18 protein-coding genes and 1 pseudogene are annotated in these 20835 nt (G+C 31.8%); 18 read left to right on the forward strand and 1 reads right to left on the reverse strand.

The window, feature by feature from the left end:
• Positions 1-29: 29 nt before the first annotated feature.
• The 6 genes from CIW83_RS10300 to CIW83_RS10325 all read left to right on the forward strand — a co-directional run bounded on the left by CIW83_RS10300 (position 30) and on the right by CIW83_RS10325 (position 5195).
• Positions 30-713 (forward strand): metallophosphoesterase, encoded by a 684-nt coding sequence (locus CIW83_RS10300; protein ID WP_094900880.1) that lies wholly within the window; start codon positions 30-32, stop codon positions 711-713.
• A gap of 11 nt (positions 714-724) precedes the next feature.
• The gene (gene nagB, locus CIW83_RS10305) at positions 725-1342 is read left to right on the forward strand and encodes a glucosamine-6-phosphate deaminase (protein WP_369819390.1); all 618 of its coding nucleotides are present in this window, start codon (positions 725-727) and stop codon (positions 1340-1342) included.
• A 121-nt stretch (positions 1343-1463) separates the two neighbouring features.
• Positions 1464-2006, forward strand: a complete 543-nt coding sequence (locus CIW83_RS10310; protein WP_094900882.1) for a class IV adenylate cyclase — start codon at positions 1464-1466, stop codon at positions 2004-2006.
• 56 nt (positions 2007-2062) lie between these two features.
• Entirely contained in the window at positions 2063-2248 is a 186-nt protein-coding gene (locus tag CIW83_RS10315; RefSeq protein ID WP_094900884.1) for a hypothetical protein, read from the forward strand.
• 249 nt (positions 2249-2497) lie between these two features.
• Positions 2498-3847 (forward strand): TldD/PmbA family protein, encoded by a 1350-nt coding sequence (locus CIW83_RS10320; protein WP_235601290.1) that lies wholly within the window; start codon positions 2498-2500, stop codon positions 3845-3847.
• Between the two features lies 1 nt (position 3848).
• On the forward strand, positions 3849-5195 hold the full coding sequence (locus CIW83_RS10325) for a TldD/PmbA family protein (RefSeq protein ID WP_094900888.1): 1347 nt from the start codon (positions 3849-3851) through the stop codon (positions 5193-5195).
• A gap of 18 nt (positions 5196-5213) precedes the next feature.
• On the opposite strand, the gene CIW83_RS10330 is transcribed toward CIW83_RS10325, so the two are convergent.
• Positions 5214-5417 carry a DUF378 domain-containing protein gene (locus tag CIW83_RS10330; RefSeq protein ID WP_094900890.1) on the reverse strand — a complete coding sequence of 68 codons (204 nt, stop codon included), beginning with the start codon at positions 5415-5417 and terminating at the stop codon, positions 5214-5216.
• A 138-nt stretch (positions 5418-5555) separates the two neighbouring features.
• On the opposite strand from CIW83_RS10330, the gene CIW83_RS10335 reads away from it, so the two are divergent.
• From CIW83_RS10335 to CIW83_RS10390, 12 genes and pseudogenes are all read left to right on the forward strand, one after another.
• Entirely contained in the window at positions 5556-5762 is a 207-nt protein-coding gene (locus CIW83_RS10335; RefSeq protein ID WP_094900892.1) for a hypothetical protein, read from the forward strand.
• 179 nt (positions 5763-5941) lie between these two features.
• Positions 5942-8293, forward strand: coding sequence for a phosphoenolpyruvate synthase (gene ppsA / locus CIW83_RS10340; RefSeq protein ID WP_094900894.1), 2352 nt, complete (start codon positions 5942-5944; stop codon positions 8291-8293).
• 264 nt (positions 8294-8557) lie between these two features.
• Positions 8558-10108, forward strand: a complete 1551-nt coding sequence (locus CIW83_RS10345; RefSeq protein WP_094900896.1) for a glutathione ABC transporter substrate-binding protein — start codon at positions 8558-8560, stop codon at positions 10106-10108.
• A 107-nt stretch (positions 10109-10215) separates the two neighbouring features.
• On the forward strand, positions 10216-11142 hold the full coding sequence (gene nikB / locus CIW83_RS10350) for a nickel ABC transporter permease (protein WP_094900898.1): 927 nt from the start codon (positions 10216-10218) through the stop codon (positions 11140-11142).
• A gap of 29 nt (positions 11143-11171) precedes the next feature.
• Positions 11172-12071: an ABC transporter permease gene (locus CIW83_RS10355; RefSeq protein WP_094900900.1), complete on the forward strand. Its 900-nt coding sequence runs from the start codon at positions 11172-11174 to the stop codon at positions 12069-12071.
• 16 nt (positions 12072-12087) lie between these two features.
• The gene (locus tag CIW83_RS10360; RefSeq protein WP_094900902.1) at positions 12088-13077 is read left to right on the forward strand and encodes an ABC transporter ATP-binding protein; all 990 of its coding nucleotides are present in this window, start codon (positions 12088-12090) and stop codon (positions 13075-13077) included.
• The gene (locus tag CIW83_RS10365) at positions 13078-14037 is read left to right on the forward strand and encodes an ABC transporter ATP-binding protein (protein ID WP_094900904.1); all 960 of its coding nucleotides are present in this window, start codon (positions 13078-13080) and stop codon (positions 14035-14037) included.
• 109 nt (positions 14038-14146) lie between these two features.
• A complete protein-coding gene (gene eutH, locus CIW83_RS10370) occupies positions 14147-15229 on the forward strand; it encodes an ethanolamine utilization protein EutH (RefSeq protein WP_235601291.1) in 1083 nt (360 codons plus the stop codon).
• The gene (locus CIW83_RS10375) at positions 15219-16997 is read left to right on the forward strand and encodes an aminopeptidase P family protein (RefSeq protein ID WP_094900908.1); all 1779 of its coding nucleotides are present in this window, start codon (positions 15219-15221) and stop codon (positions 16995-16997) included. Before eutH ends, CIW83_RS10375 begins: the two co-directional genes overlap by 11 nt.
• A gap of 170 nt (positions 16998-17167) precedes the next feature.
• A complete protein-coding gene (locus tag CIW83_RS10380; protein WP_094900910.1) occupies positions 17168-18394 on the forward strand; it encodes an FprA family A-type flavoprotein in 1227 nt (408 codons plus the stop codon).
• A 172-nt stretch (positions 18395-18566) separates the two neighbouring features.
• Positions 18567-20440: pseudogene (uvrC, locus tag CIW83_RS10385) on the forward strand (excinuclease ABC subunit UvrC).
• On the forward strand, positions 20437-20628 hold the full coding sequence (locus CIW83_RS10390) for a PspC domain-containing protein (protein ID WP_094900912.1): 192 nt from the start codon (positions 20437-20439) through the stop codon (positions 20626-20628). Before uvrC ends, CIW83_RS10390 begins: the two are co-directional and overlap by 4 nt.
• Positions 20629-20835: the final 207 nt, after the last annotated feature.

Here is a 20835-nt window from a genome sequence, read left to right on the forward strand (position 1 = left end):
TCATCAACAACATTAACTGAGGTGGTATATTGATATTTGCTATTGGAGACTTACATTTTGATAATACTGGTGATAAACCCATGGGGATATTTGGTGATAACTGGTTAAATCACGAAGAAAAAATAATAGATAATTGGAAGGCTAATATAAAGGAAGACGATCTAGTGTTGTTAGCTGGAGATATATCTTGGGCATTGAAACTTGAAGAAGCTTATGAAGATCTATTGAAAATAGATGAATTACCTGGAAAAAAGATAATTATAAAAGGAAATCATGACTATTGGTGGAATAGCTTAAGAAAGTTAAATAATCTTGGACTTAAAACAATTAACTTTCTTCAGAATAACAGCTATATATATAATAACATTGGAATTGTAGGCACTAGGGGATGGTCATCTATAGATGCGGATACAGTTGAAGACCAAGATTATAAGGTATTTAATAGAGAATTAAATAGATTGAAACTATCTTTAGATTCTTTAAGGGAAAGTGTGGAAAAAATTATAGTAGTTTTACATTATCCACCATTTAATATTGATTGTAGTCCGAATGGATTTATTGATATAGTAAAAGAATATAATGGTGATATTTGTGTATATGGACATTTACATTCTGAAGGACATAAATATGCTGTTGAAGGAGTAGTTGAAGGAATTGAAATTCACTGTATATCTAGTGATTATATTGATTTTGTTCCAAAAAAAATATTGTAGGGAGTGAAAATATGAAAATATTAGTTGAAAAAAATTATGAGGCAATAAGTAAGACAGCTGGAAGGATATTTATAGAATCCATAGCAAGTAAGCCAGATATTGTATTAGGGTTAGCTACTGGAAGTACACCAATCGGTATGTACAAAGAGATGATAAGAGCGTATGAAGAAGAAGGATTAGATTTTTCTAAAGTTAAAACCTTTAATTTAGATGAATATGTTGGACTTTCTCAGGAACATCCGAGTAGTTATGCATATTTCATGGATAACGAACTTTTTAAGTATATTAATATAAATAAGGAAAATACTCATGTCCCAGATGGAAAGGCAGAGAATATTGAGGAATATTGTAAGAGATACGACGAAATGATAAATGAGGCTGGTGGAATAGATATTCAAGTACTTGGGATAGGTGAAAATGGACATATAGCTTTTAATGAGCCAGATGAAGCTCTATCTGCAGGTACATCTGTTGTTAAACTAACAGAGAATACTATAGAGGTAAATTCTAGATTTTTTGATTCACTGGAGGAAGTACCAAAGACTGCTATAACAATGGGGATGGGGAGTATATTAAGAGCAAGAAAAATAATACTTTTAGCCAGTGGAGAAAAAAAGCGCCGGTTATAAAAAGATTATTAAATGATAATAAGGTTACTACTATGTTTCCAGTATCTTTTTTACTTCTTCATCCAGATGTAACTATTATAGTTGATGAAGAAGCTTATAATGGCTAATGGAGGAAATGAAGATGAAGGAACTTGAAGTAAAAGTTTTAAACATAGATTTAAAAGAGATGGAATCAAAGTTGATGTCTTTAGGTGCTACATTAATAGATAAAGAACTTCAAGTAAATACATTAATTGATTCTAAAGAAAGTTTTATTCAAAGCAAGCTAGATAGTTATTTAAGAATAAGAGAAACTAAATCAATTTTAACTGAAGATACTAAGCTAACATTAACTATGAAGAAGAACATTAATAGAGAAGGTATTCGAGAGAATATTGAAATTAATACAGATATATGCGATAAAAATGCTATGTTGGAAATCCTAGAATCCTTAGGATATTATGTTATTCAAGAAGGCTTTAAGGAAAGAACTTCTTATATTTTAAATAATGCAAGATTTGATTTAGATAAATGGGATGATTTAACTTACCCTTATCCTTATATGGAGATTGAAGTTAATGATGAAGATGAACTTGAAGATATAGTTAAGTTACTCAATATTCCAAAGGAAAATATTTCTACCAAATCCATAGTAGAGCTTGGAAAGGAAAAGAACCTATTGTAACCAAAACCTCCCTATAAGAATAATATGTATTAGTCTAATATAGGGAGGTTGTTTTTATGTTAAATGGCTTGTTTGGTGGCGAAGATAACAGTATGATACTAATCATTATATTTATATTCCTATTACTATTTAATGATGACTGTGATAGAGATCGCTGCGACGGAGGATTTGGGGGAATATTTGGAAATGGCGGCATAATATGGATACTTATACTATTATTCTTCCTAGGTGATTTCTTTTAAGAAGGGCAGAATATCTAATGTTTTTCATGACATATAGGAAAGTTATATTCAATCTTAATCTAACATTGACATAACTGAGTTTCATAAAAGGCTTCCTTAACGTACCAGTGTTTACATGGAAGCCTTTTTTATTTTCAAAAAACTATTTCCAGTCCCGAAATAATATTATATAATAATGATAAATACAAATAAAGGGAGGGATTTTTTTGTTAGAAAAAAAATGTAATAGAGAATGTACTTTATGCAGCTTTGTCTAAAGGTGGAGATTTTTCGGAAATTTTTGTTGAAGATAAGTACAATTCTAGTATTAAATTAGTTGGTGGACTTATTGAAAATAATATTTCTGGTAGGGACTATGGAGTAGGCATTAGAATATTCGATAAATTAAATTGTATTTATGCTTTTACGAATGATTCTACAGAGGAAAATTTAATAAAAGTTGCTAAAGAAGCAGCATCTGCTTTACAGGGGACAGCAGTTGATTTAAGGTTGAATTTTATAAAATCTAATGTAAGTAATTATAACCCAATTAAAATAATGCCATCAACTGTTAAAAAGAAAGAAAAGATAGATTTAATGAAAAGGGGCTATGAAGCTGCAAAAAATTACGATTCTGTTATATCACAGGCAATGGTAAGTTATCTTGATGAAGAGCAGAATGTACTGATAGCTAATACTGATGGATTAATAGCCGAAGACAAAAGAGTTAGAACTAGATTTATTGTTTCATCAGTTGCATCTAAGGATGGAGAAATGCAGGAAGGATATTATGGTCCAGGTGCATCTATGGGATTTGAATTTTTTGATAAGGTTAATGTAGAGGAAATAGGTAGAGAAGCTTCAAGAATTGCTAAAACTATGGTACATGCAGAGCATTGTCCATCAGGTGTTATGCCAGTTATTATGGACAATGAATTTGGTGGAGTTCTATTCCATGAGGCATGTGGTCATGCACTAGAGGCAGCTTTTGTATCTAAGGGTACATCGGTATTTGCTAATAAATTAGAACAGTTAGTAGCATCACCCTTATTAACTGCAATAGACGATGGAACTATGATTAATGAATGGGGCACTACTAATATAGATGATGAAGGTACTCCAACACAAAAGAATATACTTATAGAAAATGGAATTTTGAAATCCTATTTAATTGATAAGCTAAATGGTAGAAGAATGAATATGGACTCCACTGGCTCAGGCAGAAGACAGTCCTATAAATTTGCTCCTACTTCTAGAATGAATAATACTTATATAGCTGCTGGCACTTCAAGTCTAGAAGAGATAATATCAAATACTGAAAAAGGTCTATATGCTAAAAAATTAGGTGGAGGATCTGTGAATCCTGCTACAGGAGATTTTAATTTTGCAGTTATGGAAGGTTATTTAATTCAAAATGGGAAGATTTTAAAACCTGTAAGAGGTGCCACATTAATAGGTAATGGTATTAAGGTATTAGAGCTTATTGATATGGTAGGCAATGATCTATCTTTAGGACAGGGTATGTGTGGTGCAGATAGCGGTTCTATACCAGCAGGCTTAGGTCAGCCGCCTCTTAGGATAAAGTCCATAACAGTTGGCGGAAGAAGGGGGGATGAATAATATGGATTATAGAGCATTAGCAGATAAATTGTTTAACAAAGGTAAAGAAAAGATGGAGGATCTAGAAGTCTTCATAGAAAGGTCAAAGGAAATTGAAATTGGTGTGTTTGGTGGAGAATTAGATAAATATAGCATTTCAGAATCAGGAGGTTTATCTTTAAGAGGAGTGCATGAAGGAAAAATGGGATATTCATATACAGAAAAAATAGATGAATCTTCCATAGATATGCTGATTGATGAAGCCTTTGAAAATAGTAAATATATTGATTCTTTAGATAAAGAGATAATTTTTGCTGGTTCAAATCAATATGAAGAAATAAATAATTATAATGACAGTCTAGAAAAAACTCCTATGGAAGATAAGATAGCTTTTATGAAAAACTTGGAAAAAGAAGCATTAGCTATAGATAGCAGAGTATCAGCTATACAAGTATGTGCCTATCAAGAATTCCAAAGGGATAGATATATAATAAATACCAAAGGAGTAAATTTATCTGATAAATTTAGTGGAGGATTTTGTTATATTTCCATAATTGTAAAAGATGGTGAAGATACAAAAACTGGTCTAAGTTATAGAATATTTAATGATCTTGAAAAGATCGACTATAGAGAAATTGCTAAAGAAGCGGTAGAAGAAGGTATATCTATGTTAGGGGCAACTACTATTAAATCAGATAATTACCCTGTTGTATTTAAGAATACTGTATTTGCAGATATCTTATCTGCTTTTACCCCAATATTATCAGCTGATAATGTGCAAAAAGGTTTATCACGATTAAAGGATAAAGTTGGATCTAAAATAGCAAATGAGATATTAACTATAGTTGATGATCCTTTCTTGAAAGATGGATTTGGTACTAGAACCTTTGATGATGAGGGATGCAAGACTTCATATAAGAAGATTATAGATCATGGAGTTTTAAATTCATATTTATATAATTTAAAATCAGCAAATAAGGACGGAGTAGAATCTACAGGAAATGGAAGCAGAAGATCATATAAATCATCAATATCTATATCACCTACTAATTTATATATAGAAAAGGGTAGTAAAACTCTAGAAGAATTAATAGAGAGTATTGATAAAGGTATATGTATCATAAATGTAGAAGGTCTACATGCTGGTTTAAATGAAGTATCTGGAGATTATTCATTATCTGCCTACGGATATGAAATAGAAGATGGTAAGATTAAGAGACCAGTTAATCAGATAACTATAGCAGCAAATTTCTTTGAAACATTGATGGATATTGAGGAAATAGGAAAAGACTTGGAATTTGGACCTTTTAGTGGGTATGTAGGTTCGCCTTCAATTAAGGTAAAAAATATATCAGTTTCAGGAGAATAGAACTAGAGAGAGAATAGATTAATCTATTCTCTCTCTAGTTCTATCGTTCAGTAAAAATTTAATTGAATAAATACCTGCTAAGCCGACCAATCCATATACTATTCTGCTTAATACAGAATTAGAACCACCAAATAGGCTAGCAACTAAATCAATATTAAATAATGCTATAAATCCCCAATTAAATGCGCCGATAATTACAAGTATTAATGCTAATTTATCCATACTATTCCTCCTAAATTTTTATATATTTAATATGTCCAAATTGACTATTTTTATACAATTAATATCTTAATTTTAGTAACCACTTATATCTCAATTTCATAAAATACATTGAGGAATAAATATAAGGAGGTTATTATAATGACTGAAGATTTGGGCGTAAGGAGAGAATGTGGAAGAGGTATATTTGAAAATTTTGGTTGTATGGATGACTCATTATTATTTTTCTTTCTAATATTAGTTATTATATTCTGCACTTCAGATTGCTTTAATGAAAGAGAAAATGATTCATTATTATTCTTCTTCCTTCTTTTAGTAATACTATTTTGTGGAGAAGGATGCTTTTAAATATACCTATAGAAAAATCCCGTTATATACGGGATTTTTTTCTTTTATAGAGAAAATGATTTTGGGTAAAATATTAAAAATAATTAATATAATTAATTCAAAAAAATAATATATAGTATGGCACATTTAAATATATATGCTATAATATATAATATAAAAGCAAATAGGAGGATATGCTAATGACTGAATATAAATACATTAAATGGTTTAATGAAATTAATAAAAATGATATTCCTGTTGTAGGAGGTAAAGGTGCAAACCTAGGAGAATTGACTCAAAAAGGGTTAGATGTACCACCAGGATTTTGTATAACAGCAGGAGCTTATACTCATTTTATTAACTATGCTGAGCTCGATGAAGTAATAAAAGAATTAATCAGAGGATTAGATGAAGAAAATTCCGATATGCTTCAAAATGTGAGTCGTGCTATTCAAGATAGAATAAATTGTGGAAAAATACCAGAAGATTTAAGAATAGAAATAATAGGTGCTTATAAAGAATTTAGTGAGAAAATCAATTTAACTACTCCAGAAGTAGCTGTAAGATCTTCAGCTACTGCAGAAGATTTACCAGAAGCATCTTTTGCTGGACAACAAGATACTTATTTACACATAAGTGGAGATGAAGAACTAATTAAGTATGTTAGAAAATGCTGGGCATCTCTTTGGACGGCTAGAGCTATATATTACAGAGTAAAACAAGATTTTGAGCATTTTGATGTATCTTTATCAGTTGTAATTCAAAAAATGGTCAACAGTGAAAAATCAGGAGTTATGTTTACTGCCAATCCTGTAAATAGTGACACTAATGAAATAATGATAAATGCAAGCTGGGGGTTAGGTGAAGCAGTAGTATCTGGAATAGTAACACCAGATGAGTATTTAGTGAATAAGAAATTAAAAGAAATCCAAGAGAAGCACATTGCAGAAAAAAATATTATGGTAGTAAAGAGGAAAGATGGAGTAGGTACAGAGGAAATCAAAATTGCAGACTATTTGGGCCAAGATAAAGTAAATGATCAATGTCTATCAGATGAAGAAATAATGACTTTAGTAAATTATGGGATTAAGATAGAGGGAATGTATGGAGCTCATCAGGATATAGAATGGGGATTTGATAGAGATACTAAAGAACTATATATATTACAATCAAGACCAATAACTACTTTAAAAGGAGATGTTAGTGTGAGTGAAGTAAAAGAACAAAAAGAATTAAAAATGCTTGTAAGGGGCTTACCTGCATCCCCTGGAATTGGCAGAGGAAATGTTAGAAATATTAAGGATATATCTGAAATTGGAAGAGTAGAAGATGGAGATATTTTAGTTACCGTAATGACAAATCCTGATATGGTTCCAGCTATGAGAAAGGCTGCAGCAGTAGTTACAGATGATGGAGGTAGAACTTGCCATGCTGCTATAGTATCTAGAGAGCTTGGTATACCTTGTATAGTAGGAGCAAAAAATGCTAGTGAAATTTTACCAGAAGGATTGGAAGTAACTGTTGATGCAAGTAGAGGAGTAGTTTATGAAGGTACTGTATTAGAAGAGAAGGAAGAAAAGAAAATCGAGGGAGGAGCTGTAGGAATAAGCGAAGAGATATTAGCAGGGTTAGCTCCAATAACAGCTACAAAGATATATATGAATCTTGGAGAACCCTCATTAATAGGAAGGTACAAAAACTTACCTTTAGATGGTATTGGTCTAATGAGAACAGAGTTCATATTTACAAATATGATTGGTGCACATCCAATGTATTTAGTAAAAACGGGTCAGGGACAATTATTAATAGATAAGATGGCTGAAGGAATTCAAATGGTTGCTGGGGAAGTTTATCCAAGACCAGTAGTTGTTAGAATGTCTGACTTTAGAACTAATGAATTTAGAGGATTAAAAGGTGGAGATGAAGTCGAACCAATAGAGGCAAATCCAATGATCGGTTGGAGAGGAGTATCCAGATACATTTCTTCAGAATATGAAGAAGGATTTAGATTAGAGTGCAGGGCGTTGAAAAAGGTTAGAGAAGAATTTGGATTGACAAATGTATATGCAATGTTACCTTTTGTAAGAACTACATGGGAATTAAAGAAGGTAAAAGAAATAATGGCGGAAGAAGGATTAGTTCAAGATAAGAACTTTAAGATTTGGATAATGGCAGAAGTACCATCAGTAGTCTTTGAAGCTGAAGAATTCGCTCAAATGGTAGATGGATTTAGCATAGGAAGCAATGATCTTACTCAGCTTGTAATGGGAGCAGACAGAGATTCAGGTATATTGAATAATATGGGATATTTTGATGAAAGAAACGAAGCTGTTAAGAGAGCTATATCAATTCTTATAAAGGCAGCACATAAATATGGAAAAACAATTTCTATTTGTGGTCAAGGACCCAGTCAATATCCAGAGTTTGCACAATTCCTTGTTGAAGAAGGAATTGATAGTATGAGTGTTAATCCAGATACAGTGGCTTATACAAGAAGATTAGTTGCTTCAGTAGAACAAAAAATGATATTAAAAAAATTAAGAGAAATCTAATTTTATAAGAAGTTCATATATTATAGAGAAAATCTATAGTACAAGGCACTGGTATATACCAGTGCCTTAATTTATATTTTTTTCTAGTTGTCAAATCTATGGAGGTATAGTATAATCTTCTTTGTCGGAAATTGTCGAACAAAGTCGAAAAATCGTATTTTTAGAATTTTTAGAATACATACAACAATGGATAATGTTGGTAAATTTATTAATGTAAAGATACTATTAATACGATTTAAGAAACAAAAAATAAGGAGTGATTCAATGTTTAAAAACAAAAAAGTCTTATCACTAGTAATCGTTACTCTTATTTTATCACTTGTTTTAACAGCTTGTGGTGGGAATAAAGAAATTGCTAGAAAGAACCCAGCTGATACTTTGGTAGTTGCCCAAGGTGCAGATGCTAAGACATTAGATCCACATGCAAGTAATGATCAACCATCATCAAGAGTTATAAAGCAAATTTATAACACTTTAATATTTGCTAATGAAGACATGGAATTGGTTCCAGCTTTAGCAGAATCATGGACAAGCATAGATGAATTAACTTGGGAATTTAAACTTGCTCAAGGTGTTAAATTCCATAATGGAGAAGAGTTTAAAGCGTCAGATGTTAAGTTTACATTTGAAAGAATGATAAATTCACCATCTGTTGCTCATATAATTGGACCTGTTAGTGAGGTAAAGGTTATTGACGACTATACAGTTCAGATAATTACTTCTGAGCCATTTGCTCCACTTTTATCCCATCTTACTCACACTGCTTCTTCAATATTAAATGAAAAAGCTGTTACAGATGCTGGAGCTGATTATGGACAAAACCCAGTAGGAACTGGACCTTTCAAATTTGTGGACTGGCAATCAGGAGATAAGATTACTCTTGAAAGATTTGATGAATATTTCCAAGGGGCTGCAAAGGTTAAGAATGTTGTGTTTAGAAGTATTACTGAAGGAACAAACAGAACTACAGGTCTTGAAACTGGAGAAATCGATATAGCTTATGATATTGAGCCAATTGACAAGAGAATAGTTACTGATAATAGTTCATTAGAATTAATTGAAGGACCATCATTTTCAAATGAATACTTAGGATTCAATACTAAGAAGGCTCCATTTGATGACATTAGAGTTAGACAAGCTATTAACTATGCAGTAGATGTAGATGAAATAATAGCTACAGTACTTGAAGGTGCAGGAGAACCAGCTAAATCACCTTTAACAGACTTAGTATTTGGAGCAAATAATAATATAGAAGGTTATAAATATGATCCAGAAAAAGCAAAAGAATTATTAAAAGAAGCTGGATATGAGAATGGATTCCAGACTACTATCTGGACAAATGATAAGCCTGAAAGAGTTAGAATAGCTGAAATAGTTCAAGCTAAACTTAAAGAAGTAGGTATAGAAGCTAAGATAGAACAAGTTGAATGGGGCGCTTATCTAGATAGAACATCGGCGGGAGAACATGATATGTATATCCTTGGATGGACTACAGTAACTGGTGATGCAGACTATGGTCTTTATGCACTATATCATAGTTCACAGCATGGAGATGCTGGAAATAGATTTTTCTATAGCAATCCAGAAGTAGATAAATTATTAGATATTGGTAAAACTGAAGTAGATCAAGAAAAGAGATTAGAAGCTTATAAAGAAGCTCAAGAATTAATTGTACAAGATGCTCCTCAATTATTCTTATTCTTCAAAAATCAAAATGCTGGTCAGCATAGAACGATAAAAGGTTTTAAATTACATCCTGCTGGACATCACTCATTATATAATGTAACTATCGAAGGTGCAACTGTCGAAGAATAAAATGTAAGTTTATGATGAAGCGGGACAATCATGTCTCGCTTCTAATTCTTTAGTGTAGTAACTAGAAACAATGATAGTGTATACCTATTAGATAAGGAGGGAGAAATGTGCATAAATATATTATTCGTAGATTATTACTTTTAATTCCAGTAATGCTAGGAGTTACGTTTTTGGTTTTTACAATTATGTACTTTACACCAGGAGATCCAGCGAAGCTTATACTCGGTGAAAGTGCACAACCTGAACAGGTGGAAGCCCTAAGAGAAGAGATGGGTTTAAATGATCCATTTATAGTTCAATACTTTAGATTTATTGCAAAGGCGTTAACAGGAGATTTTGGCAGATCCTATTCAACTAAAAAACCTGTTTTTGATGAGGTATTTGCAAGATTCCCAGCTACTTTAAAGCTTACTGTAGCTGCAATGATTATTGCAGTTATAATAGGAATACCAGTAGGGATTATTTCAGCGACTAAACAATATTCAGCACTAGATAGTATATCTATGATTGGAGCTTTAATCGGAGTTTCCATGCCCGTATTCTGGCTAGGTTTAATGCTGATACTAGTATTTTCTGTAAAATTTAGAATTTTACCATCAAGTGGTTCTGATACTTTATTACATTTGATCTTACCTGCATTTTCATTAGGAGTTGGATCTGCTGCAATTATTACTCGTATGACTAGATCATCTATGCTTGAGGTAATTAGACAAGATTATATAAGAACTGCTAGATCAAAAGGTGTAGCAGAGAAAAAGGTAATAAATAAACATGCTCTAAAGAACGCTTTAATACCTGTAGTTACAGTAATAGGTCTACAGTTTGGAGGATTGCTAGGTGGTGCTGTACTTACTGAATCTGTATTCTCATGGCCAGGATTAGGAAGATTAATGGTTGATGCTATTAAACAAAAAGATAGTCCTACAGTTTTAGCATCCGTTGTATTTATATCTGTAACTTTTAGTGTTGTTAACCTTTTAGTTGACATGCTATATGCATTTATAGATCCAAGAATAAAATCACAATATAGATAGTTAAGTACTTAGGCAAGGAGGTAAAATAAATGGATAGTAGTGTTAAAAGTAATGGAAACGACTCTAAGGTGAATAAAAAGAAAAGAAGTCAATGGTCAGAAGTGTGGAGAAGATTAAGAAAAAATAAAATGGCTATGTTAGGCTTAACTATAATCGTTATTTTAATATTATTAGCTTTATTTGCAGATATAATTGCTGACTATGAAGAAGTAGCTATAAAAATGAACACTTCAATAAGACTTCAAGGTCCAAGTAAAGAACATATCTTGGGCACTGATGAACTAGGTAGAGATATATTTGCTAGAATGATACATGGTGCTAGAGTATCTTTAAAGGTAGGTATAATAGCAGTAGGTATTGCTATTATAATAGGAGGTACTTTAGGAGCAATTGCTGGATTTTATGGTGGAAAGCTTGATAATGTCATAATGAGAGCAATGGATATTTTCTTAGCGATTCCAAGTATATTACTTGCTATTGCTATAGTGTCTGCTCTTGGTACAAGTATGCTAAATCTAATGATTGCAGTAGGTATATCATCTATACCTAGTTATGCACGTATTGTAAGGGCTTCAGTACTTTCCATTAAGGATCAAGAATTTATTGAGGCTGCAAAAGCAATTGGGGCTAAAGATACTAGAATTATATTAAAGCATATATTACCAAACTCTATGGCACCTATAATTGTACAAGGTACTTTAGGAGTTGCTGGTGCTATATTATCAACAGCGGGTTTAAGCTTTATAGGATTAGGTATTCAAAAGCCAGCTCCTGAATGGGGTGCGATGCTTTCATCAGGCAGACAATTCATTAGAGAGGCATGGCATGTTACTACATTTCCGGGAATAGCTATTATGATTACTATACTTTCGTTAAATTTACTTGGTGATGGTTTAAGGGATGCTCTAGATCCTAGACTAAAACAATAAGGGAGGAGGAACTTAAATGAGCAAGGAATTCTTAAATATTAAAAATTTACACATTCATTATATAACAGAAGAAGGTACTGTTAAAGCTGTAAATGGTATTAATATAGATTTAAACAAAGGTGAGACTTTAGGGCTTGTTGGAGAAACAGGAGCAGGAAAAACAACAACTGCTTTAGGAATTCTAAGGTTAGTTCCCAATCCTCCTGGAAAGATTATTGACGGGGAAATATTTTTAGAAGGTGAAAATATACTAAAGCTTTCAGAGGAAGAAATGAGAATGATAAGAGGGAATAAAGTATCTATGATATTTCAGGATCCTATGACTGCTTTAAACCCTGTAATGACAGTAGGAGAACAAATAGCGGAAGTTATTGAAATACATGAGGATTTATCTACTAAAGAAGCAGACGAAAAAGCTAAGAAGATGCTTGAATTAGTTGGTATACCTGGAGCTAGAGCTAATGACTATCCACATCAATTCTCAGGTGGTATGAAGCAAAGAGTGGTTATAGCCATAGCATTAGCATGTAATCCGGGACTTTTAATAGCTGATGAACCTACTACGGCTCTTGACGTTACTATACAGGCTCAGGTTCTAGACCTTATGAATAATTTGAAAAATGAATTTAATACGGCTATGCTTTTGATTACTCATGATTTAGGTGTTGTGGCAGAAGTTTGTGACAAAGTGGCTATAATGTATGCAGGAGAAATAGTAGAGTACTCAAATATTGAAGATCTTTTTGAAAATCCAAAACATCCATATACCTTAGGATTATTTGGATCTATTCCAAGCCTTGATGAAGACGTAGATAGATTAAAACCAATTAAAGGATTAATGCCAGACCCTACTGATTTACCTTCAGGCTGCAAGTTCCATCCAAGATGTCCACATGCAACAAATGCGTGTGCAGCTAATCATCCAGAAGATATAGAAGTGTCTCCTGGTCACAAGGTAAAATGCTTAATTTATACTGGACAAGTAAAACAGGAGGGGGAAATATAAATGGAACCAATTTTACAAGTTCGAAACCTAAAAAAATACTTTAATACCCCTAAAGGACTACTTCATGCAGTAGATGGTGTTACTTTTGACATTAACAAAGGAGAGACTCTTGGAGTTGTAGGGGAATCAGGCTGTGGAAAATCAACTTTAGGTAGAGTGATACTTCATCTATTAGAATCAACAGACGGTGAATTAGTTTACGAAGGACAAAATATTACAAAGGTTACAAAATCACAGTTTAGAGAATTAAGAAAGAAAATGCAAATTATTTTCCAGGACCCATTTTCATCTCTAAATCCTAGGATGACTGTTAGTGAAATTATTAAGGAACCATTGATAATTCATAAAACCATAAGGGATAAAAAAGCAATAGATAAAAAAGTGTCTGAATTAATGGATACTGTAGGTCTAGCTGAAAGACTTGTAAATACTTATCCTCATGAACTTGATGGAGGTAGAAGGCAAAGAATTGGTATTGCTCGTGCCTTAGCGCTTAATCCGGGATTTATTGTCTGCGATGAGCCAGTATCAGCTCTTGACGTGTCTATTCAGGCGCAAGTATTAAATCTAATGCAAGATTTACAAAAAGAAATGGATTTAACTTATATGTTTATCACTCATGACTTATCTGTTGTTAAACATATTTCAAATGATATACTTGTAATGTATCTTGGTCAACTAGTTGAAAAGGCTGATTCTAAGGAATTATTTATGAATCCATTGCATCCTTATACAAAGGCGTTACTTTCAGCTATTCCAGTACCAAGCTTAAAGTATAAGAGAGAGAGAGTTTTATTAAAAGGTGAAATCACTTCTCCTATAAATCCAAAGCCAGGATGTAGATTTGCACAAAGATGTATCTATGCAAAAGACAACTGTCATGTTGACAATCCAGTAATAGAAGAAATAATGCCAGGTCATTTTGTGGCGTGTCATCATATTAGAGAAATAAATGGATAAAAATAGTTAGATATCAAAGGGAAAAGCTAAAGGCAGATTATCTGCCTTTTTTCTTTTCTAAAATATATAAGTATAGTATAATAAGAATATTATATAGTTGAGGTGGAAAATGCTTAATATAATGGTTGTTTTTTCAATTCTTGCAGGAATTGACAAGATATTAAATAATAGGTTTGGATTAGGAGAGAAATTTGATGAAGGGTTCAAAGCCTTGGGAGGACTTGCTTTAACTATTATTGGGATATATAGTATATCTCCTATTGTAGCAAAGAGTCTTACACCAATACTTTATCCATTGGCAAGAGTTATAAATACGGATCCTTCTGTATTTATAGGCAGTTTATTAGCTCCAGATTTGGGAGGATATACTACTAGTATTGGTATAGCGGCATCAAGAGCTGTTGGAGAGTTTAACGGACTTATACTTTCATCTATGCTCGGAACAATTATATCTTTTACTATACCAGTTGCTGTAGGGCTAATATCTAAAGATGACTTTTATTATTTTGCCAAGGGAGTTTTAGCTGGAATCATGACTATACCATTGGGGATGATTGTAGGCGGGCTAATGATGGGACTGAAGGCAGTAGATATTATTTTTAGCTTGATTCCGGTAGTAGTATTCTCCATAATAATAGTATTTGGGCTGTTAAAGGCCCAAAAAAGCATTATTAAAATATTTAATATTTTAGGTAAGATTATTATAATCGTCAGTACATTTGGATTGATTTTATCTATTGTAAATTTCATGTTTAGAATTGAATTGATCAAAGGTATGATTCCAATTGAAGAGGGAGCTATATTGGTGGTAAAGATAGGTATTATATTGTCAGGAGCCTATCCTATGTTCCACGTTATATCTAGAATATTACATAAGTACTTGTCTAAAATAGGAAAAAAATTTGAACTTGATGAATATTCTATACTTGGAATCTTTAGTTCCTTAGCTAATTGCATTCCAATGTTGGGAATTTATGATAAAATGAATGAAAAAGGAAAGATATTAAATGCAGCATTTGCTGTATCTGGTGCATTCACTTTTGGAGGTCAACTAGGTTATATTTCATCAGTTTCACCAGAGACAGTTAATCCATTTATAATATCTAAGTTAGCAGCAGGTATTTCTGCTATTTTAGTAGCTGTGCTATTATTAAAATTAGAAAAACCTAGGAGGGGTGAGTATGAAAATTAATGAAAGAGTAAAGAAATTAAGAGATTTAATGAAAGATAGAGGTATTAATGCCTATATCGTAAACACTGCAGATCCTCATCAATCTGAATATGTGGCTGACCACTATAAGGGAAGAGTATGGATATCAGGATTTACAGGTTCAGCTGGTACTGTAGTCATTACCCAAGAAGAAGCAATTCTTTGGACAGATGGCAGATATTTTATTCAAGCAGAAAGGCAATTAGAGGGTAGTGAATATAAATTATTTAAAATAGCAATACCTGGATTTCCTACTTATACAGAATGGTTAAAAGATAATCTAAAAGATGGAGATGTTCTTGGATTTGATGGTAAAGTATTTCCACAATCCTCAGTTGAAAACTTGGAAAAAGAATTTAAGGAAAAAGATATTAAATTTGTTGATGAATATGACTTAGTGGGTGAGATTTGGGAGGATAGACCTAAGTTACCTAATGGGAAAGCATTCATACACCAATTAAAATATACAGGTAAAACTGGTAAAGAGAAAATTGAAGAAATAAGATCTGAGATGAAAAAGCACAATGCGGACTATTTTCTTATAGCAAGTCTAGATGATATAGCTTGGACTTACAATATAAGGGGGAAGGATGTAATAAACAATCCTGTTGTAATCTCATATGCTTTAATTTCAATGAATAAGTCTTATTTATTTGTAGATAAGGAAAAGATAAATCTTGAGGTAGAATCTTTCTTAAATGAGAATGGAGTTGAAATTGCTACATATGAAGAAGTAGTCCATTATGTAGAAGAAATAGATAAGAAATCGAGAGTATATGTAGATAAGAATAGAGTTAACAGATGGATATATAAAGCCATACCATCTGAATGTAAAATAATAGATGGTATGGATATTACCACAAAACTAAAGGGAATTAAAAATTCTATTGAGATTGAAAATCAAAGAAATGCTTATATAAAAGATGGAGTTGCATTAGTTAGGTTTTTGTATTGGCTAGATAAAAATATAGGCAAAATACCTATTACTGAAATGTCAGCACAGGAAAGATTACTAGAGTTTAGAAAAGAACAAGAAGGATTTATTGAACCAAGTTTTAATACTATTTCAGCATACAAGGCAAATGCAGCCATGATGCACTATTCTGCTAGTGAAGATTCTAATGCAGAAATTAAAAAAGAAGGTCTATATTTAGTTGACTCTGGTGGACAGTATCTGGATGGAACTACTGATATTACTAGAACAGTAGTTATGGGGCCTATAACTGCAGAGGAAAAAAGAGATTTCACTTTAACTCTAAAAGGGCATATTAATTTAGGGAATGCAAGATTCCTTTATGGTGCAACAGGACATAGTCTTGATGTATTGGCTAGATATCCATTATGGCAGGAAGGTATTGACTATAAATGTGGTACTGGTCATGGTATAGGATATTTGTTAGGAGTACATGAAGGTCCTCATAGAATAGCTATGGTAGCAAATACAGTTGTACTGAAAAAGGGTATGATTGCAAGTATAGAACCAGGTGTATATAAAGCAGGAAGTCATGGAATAAGAATAGAAAATATAGTTGTAGTACAGGAAGATATAAAAACTGATTCAGGTCAGTTTATGAAGTTTGAAATATTATCATTTGTTCCAATAGATATAGAAGCGATAGATGTAAATCTATTATCTGAAGAGGAAAGAAGTTGGGTGAATGAATATCACAAAGAGGTGTTTGATAAACTTTCTCCTTATTTAAATGAAGAAGAAAAAGCTTGGTTGAGAGAGGAAACTAGAAGTATATAAGTTATGATGAATTAGAATAAGTATAACTTTCGGTGCCAGGCACCAAAGGTTATACTTATTCTATTCATGGTTTTGAATAGGTGAAATATGGGTATAAGAAGTAAAGGAATTTTGTTTTTTAAATATTAATTGGAGTTATTAATACATATTAGAATTAGGGGGAAATGAGAATGAACGTGACAAAAGTTAGTGATGATACCTATTTACTTTCAGTAAATGTGGAAAATATATTATTTGAAGGATTATGGGAAATACCAAATGGAGTTGCATTAAATTCTTATATAATTAAAGGGGAAAAAACTGCAATTATAGATGGAGTTTGTGGTTGGGATGGAGTTCCTGAATCATTATTTGCTCTTTTAGATAAGCTAAATATAGACCCTAAGTCAATAGAATATCTTATAATAAATCATATGGAGCCAGATCATTCAGGATGGATTGAAGATTTTAAGAAAATAAATCCCAATTTTAAAGTTGTTTGTAGTAAAAAGTCAGCTGAGTTATTAGATGCTTTCTATGGACATACTGAAAATATTACTGTTGTAACAGATGATGATACTTTAGATTTGGGTAATGGTCATATTTTAAAATTTGTAGAGATCCCTAATGTACATTGGCCAGATACAATAGCAACCTTTGATACTTTAACAGGTACTTTGTTTTCCTGTGATGCTTTTGGATCATTTGGTAATGCTACAGAATCCAATTATGATGATATGTTAAAATCTGATGATATTGATTTCTATGAGAATGAGGCTGTTAGATATTATGCAAATATTGTAGCAGCATTTTCTATGCCGGTTAAAAAAGCTATTGATAAATGTTCTGCCTTACCTATCAAGATTATTGCACCAGGTCATGGAATAGTATGGAGAGAGAATCCTAATAAGATTATAGAAGACTATATTAGATATGCTTCCTATCAGAAGGGACCTGCAAAAGAAGAAATAACTCTTATATGGGGATCAATGTATGGAATGACAGAAAAAGCAGTAAATTATGTTGTGAAAGTATTAGAGGAAGAAAATATAAAGTTTAATGTTCATAGAGTTCCAGAAGTCTCTTGGGGCACAGTATTAGCATCAGCATGGAATTCTACAGGAATAATACTTGCTATGCCAACCTATGAATATAAAATGTTCCCACCAATGGCTGCAGTATTAGAAGAATTAGGAAAGAAAAAAGTATTTGGAAGAAAAGCTTTTAGATTTGGTTCCTATGGTTGGTCAGGTGGAGCTCAAAAAGAACTTGATGAGATTATGAATAAATATTGTATGAAGTGGGATTTCATAGATCCAGTCGAGTTTAAAGGAAGTCCAAGAGACGAAGATTTACAATTAATTGAAACAAGAATTAGAGACTTAGTAAAAGAAGTGAGGAATGCAGTGAATAGTTAAAAGTAAATAGTTAATAGAATGCGATACTAAAAATATTAGTATCGCCTTTTATATATAAATGCGATAATTTTAACAACTAAAAGCTAATTAATTTGCTATAATATAAATATAGGCTTTAATTTAAAGTTTAACATTCAAAATTCAAAATTGGCGAAAGCTGAAGGGTGATCAAATGTTCAACATAGAAGAAGAATTAAAAAAGTTACCTGATAAACCAGGTGTTTATATAATGAAGGATAAGAATGATGAGATAATTTACGTGGGAAAAGCAATATCTCTCAAGAAAAGAGTAAGGCAATATTTTCAATCAGGAAAAAATAATCCACCTAAAGTTAACGCTATGGTTAAGAATATCTCTGAATTTGAATATATAATAGTAGATAATGAAATAGAAGCTTTAATACTTGAAGCGAATTTGATAAAAAAACATAAACCTAAATATAATATTCTATTAAGGGATGATAAGCAGTATCCATATATTAAGGTAACTGTTAATGAAAAATATCCTAGAGTTATGAAAACTAGGCATATATCAAAAGATGGAGCTAAATATTTTGGACCTTATCCTAGTGTATATGCAGTAAATGATGCAATAGAGATTATAAGGAATTTATATCCTCTTAGAACATGTAACCGTAATCTAGATAAAGATATAGGAAAAACAAGGCCTTGTTTAAATTTTTATATAGGAAGATGTTTAGGACCTTGCCAAGAACGTGATGAAAAAAAATATATGGATATGGTAAATGAAGTACTTTTATTTTTGAATGGGAAAGAGGATAAGCTAGTGGATATAATAGAAAACAAAATGAAGGAAGCTGCTAAAGGCCTAGACTTTGAGGGAGCAGCAAAATATAGAGATCAAATAAATTCTTTAAACTTACTTCATGAAAAACAAAAGATTGTATCAACAACAAATGTGGTAGACCAAGATGTAATTGGAATGGCGAGAGGTATTGAAGAAGTATGTATTCAAATCTTTTTTATTAGAGACGGGAAGATAGTAGGTAGAGAACATTTTATATTAGAAGATACTTTTGAAGAAGAGAGAAAGGAAATACTAAGCTCATTTATTAAACAGTTCTATATAGGGGCAGCTATGTACCAAAAGAGATAATAATTGAAGAGGATATTGTTGATATAGAGATTATAAGTAAATGGCTAAGTGAAAAGAAAGGTGCTAAGGTAAATATATTAATACCAAAACGTGGAGACAAAGTAGACTTGATGGAGATGGTAAGAAAAAATGCCTTAGATATGTTAAATCAATATGGCGATAGGTTTTTAAAAAAGGCTAGGGAAAATCAAAAAGCCTTGGAAGAGTTACAAAATATTATTGGTATTTCTAGTGAATTAAATAGAATTGAAGCCTTTGATATATCAAATATTAGTGGAGTAGAATCAGTAGGTTCAATGGTAGTATTTGAAAAGGGAGAGCCTAAGAAGTCAGATTATAGAAGATTTAGAATCAGAACCATAACTGGATCAGATGATTATGGCAGTATGGAAGAGATATTGTTGAGAAGATTTACTAGGGGCATTGAAGAGAGAAAGTTGATGACAGAGAATAAAATAGAGGTAAAAGGATTTTCAATTTTCCCAGATTTAATAATGATGGATGGTGGTAAGGGTCAAGTCAATGTGGCAATTCGAGTATTAAAAGATTTAAATATAAATATTCCTGTGTGTGGTCTTGTAAAAGATGATTTTCACAAAACTAGAGGCATAATATATAATAATAAAGAGATTCGATTAGAAGAAGATTCTTTAGGGTTTAGATTAATATATAAAATTCAAGAGGAGGCCCATCGCTTTGCTATATCTTATCATAGATCACTTAGAACTAAAAAAATGTTTAAGTCTGAATTAGATGATATAAAAGGTATAGGAGAAAAAAGAAAGGTCGAACTTTTAAAGCATTTTGAAAGTATTGATAAAATAAAAAAAGCATCTCTGGAAGAATTAGTAGAAGTAAAGGGTATGAATAGAGTAGTAGCAGAAGAATTATATAATCATTTTAATAAAGAAAAGGAGGAAAAAAGATGAAACAATTATTTTTATCTGATACTGATAAAAAAATATGTGGAGTATGTGGCGGAATTGCAGAATATTTTGATATTGACTCTACTTTAGTAAGACTTGCTTGGGTATTATTATCTCTTTTTACTGTAGCTTTTCCGGGAATAATAGCATATATTATAGCTTGCATGATTATTCCAAAAAGAAGCTTTTAATATTGAAGATGTATTAGATGAAACAAAGCAGATAACAGAATAATGCAAATAATCTGTTATTAAAATTGGGCCTTTCAGAGATTGACTTTCGCTCCAATATTTCATATACTTGAATAGGAACACACTGTCATAAATTACTAATGTTTTAATTGACAGAATGTTAAAATATCTACAAACTATAATAGTTTTTATAATAAAAAGGAGGTT

It is taken from the genome of Tissierella sp. P1 (assembly GCF_002266425.1).
Classification (GTDB): Bacteria; Bacillota; Clostridia; order Tissierellales; family Tissierellaceae; genus Tissierella; species Tissierella carlieri.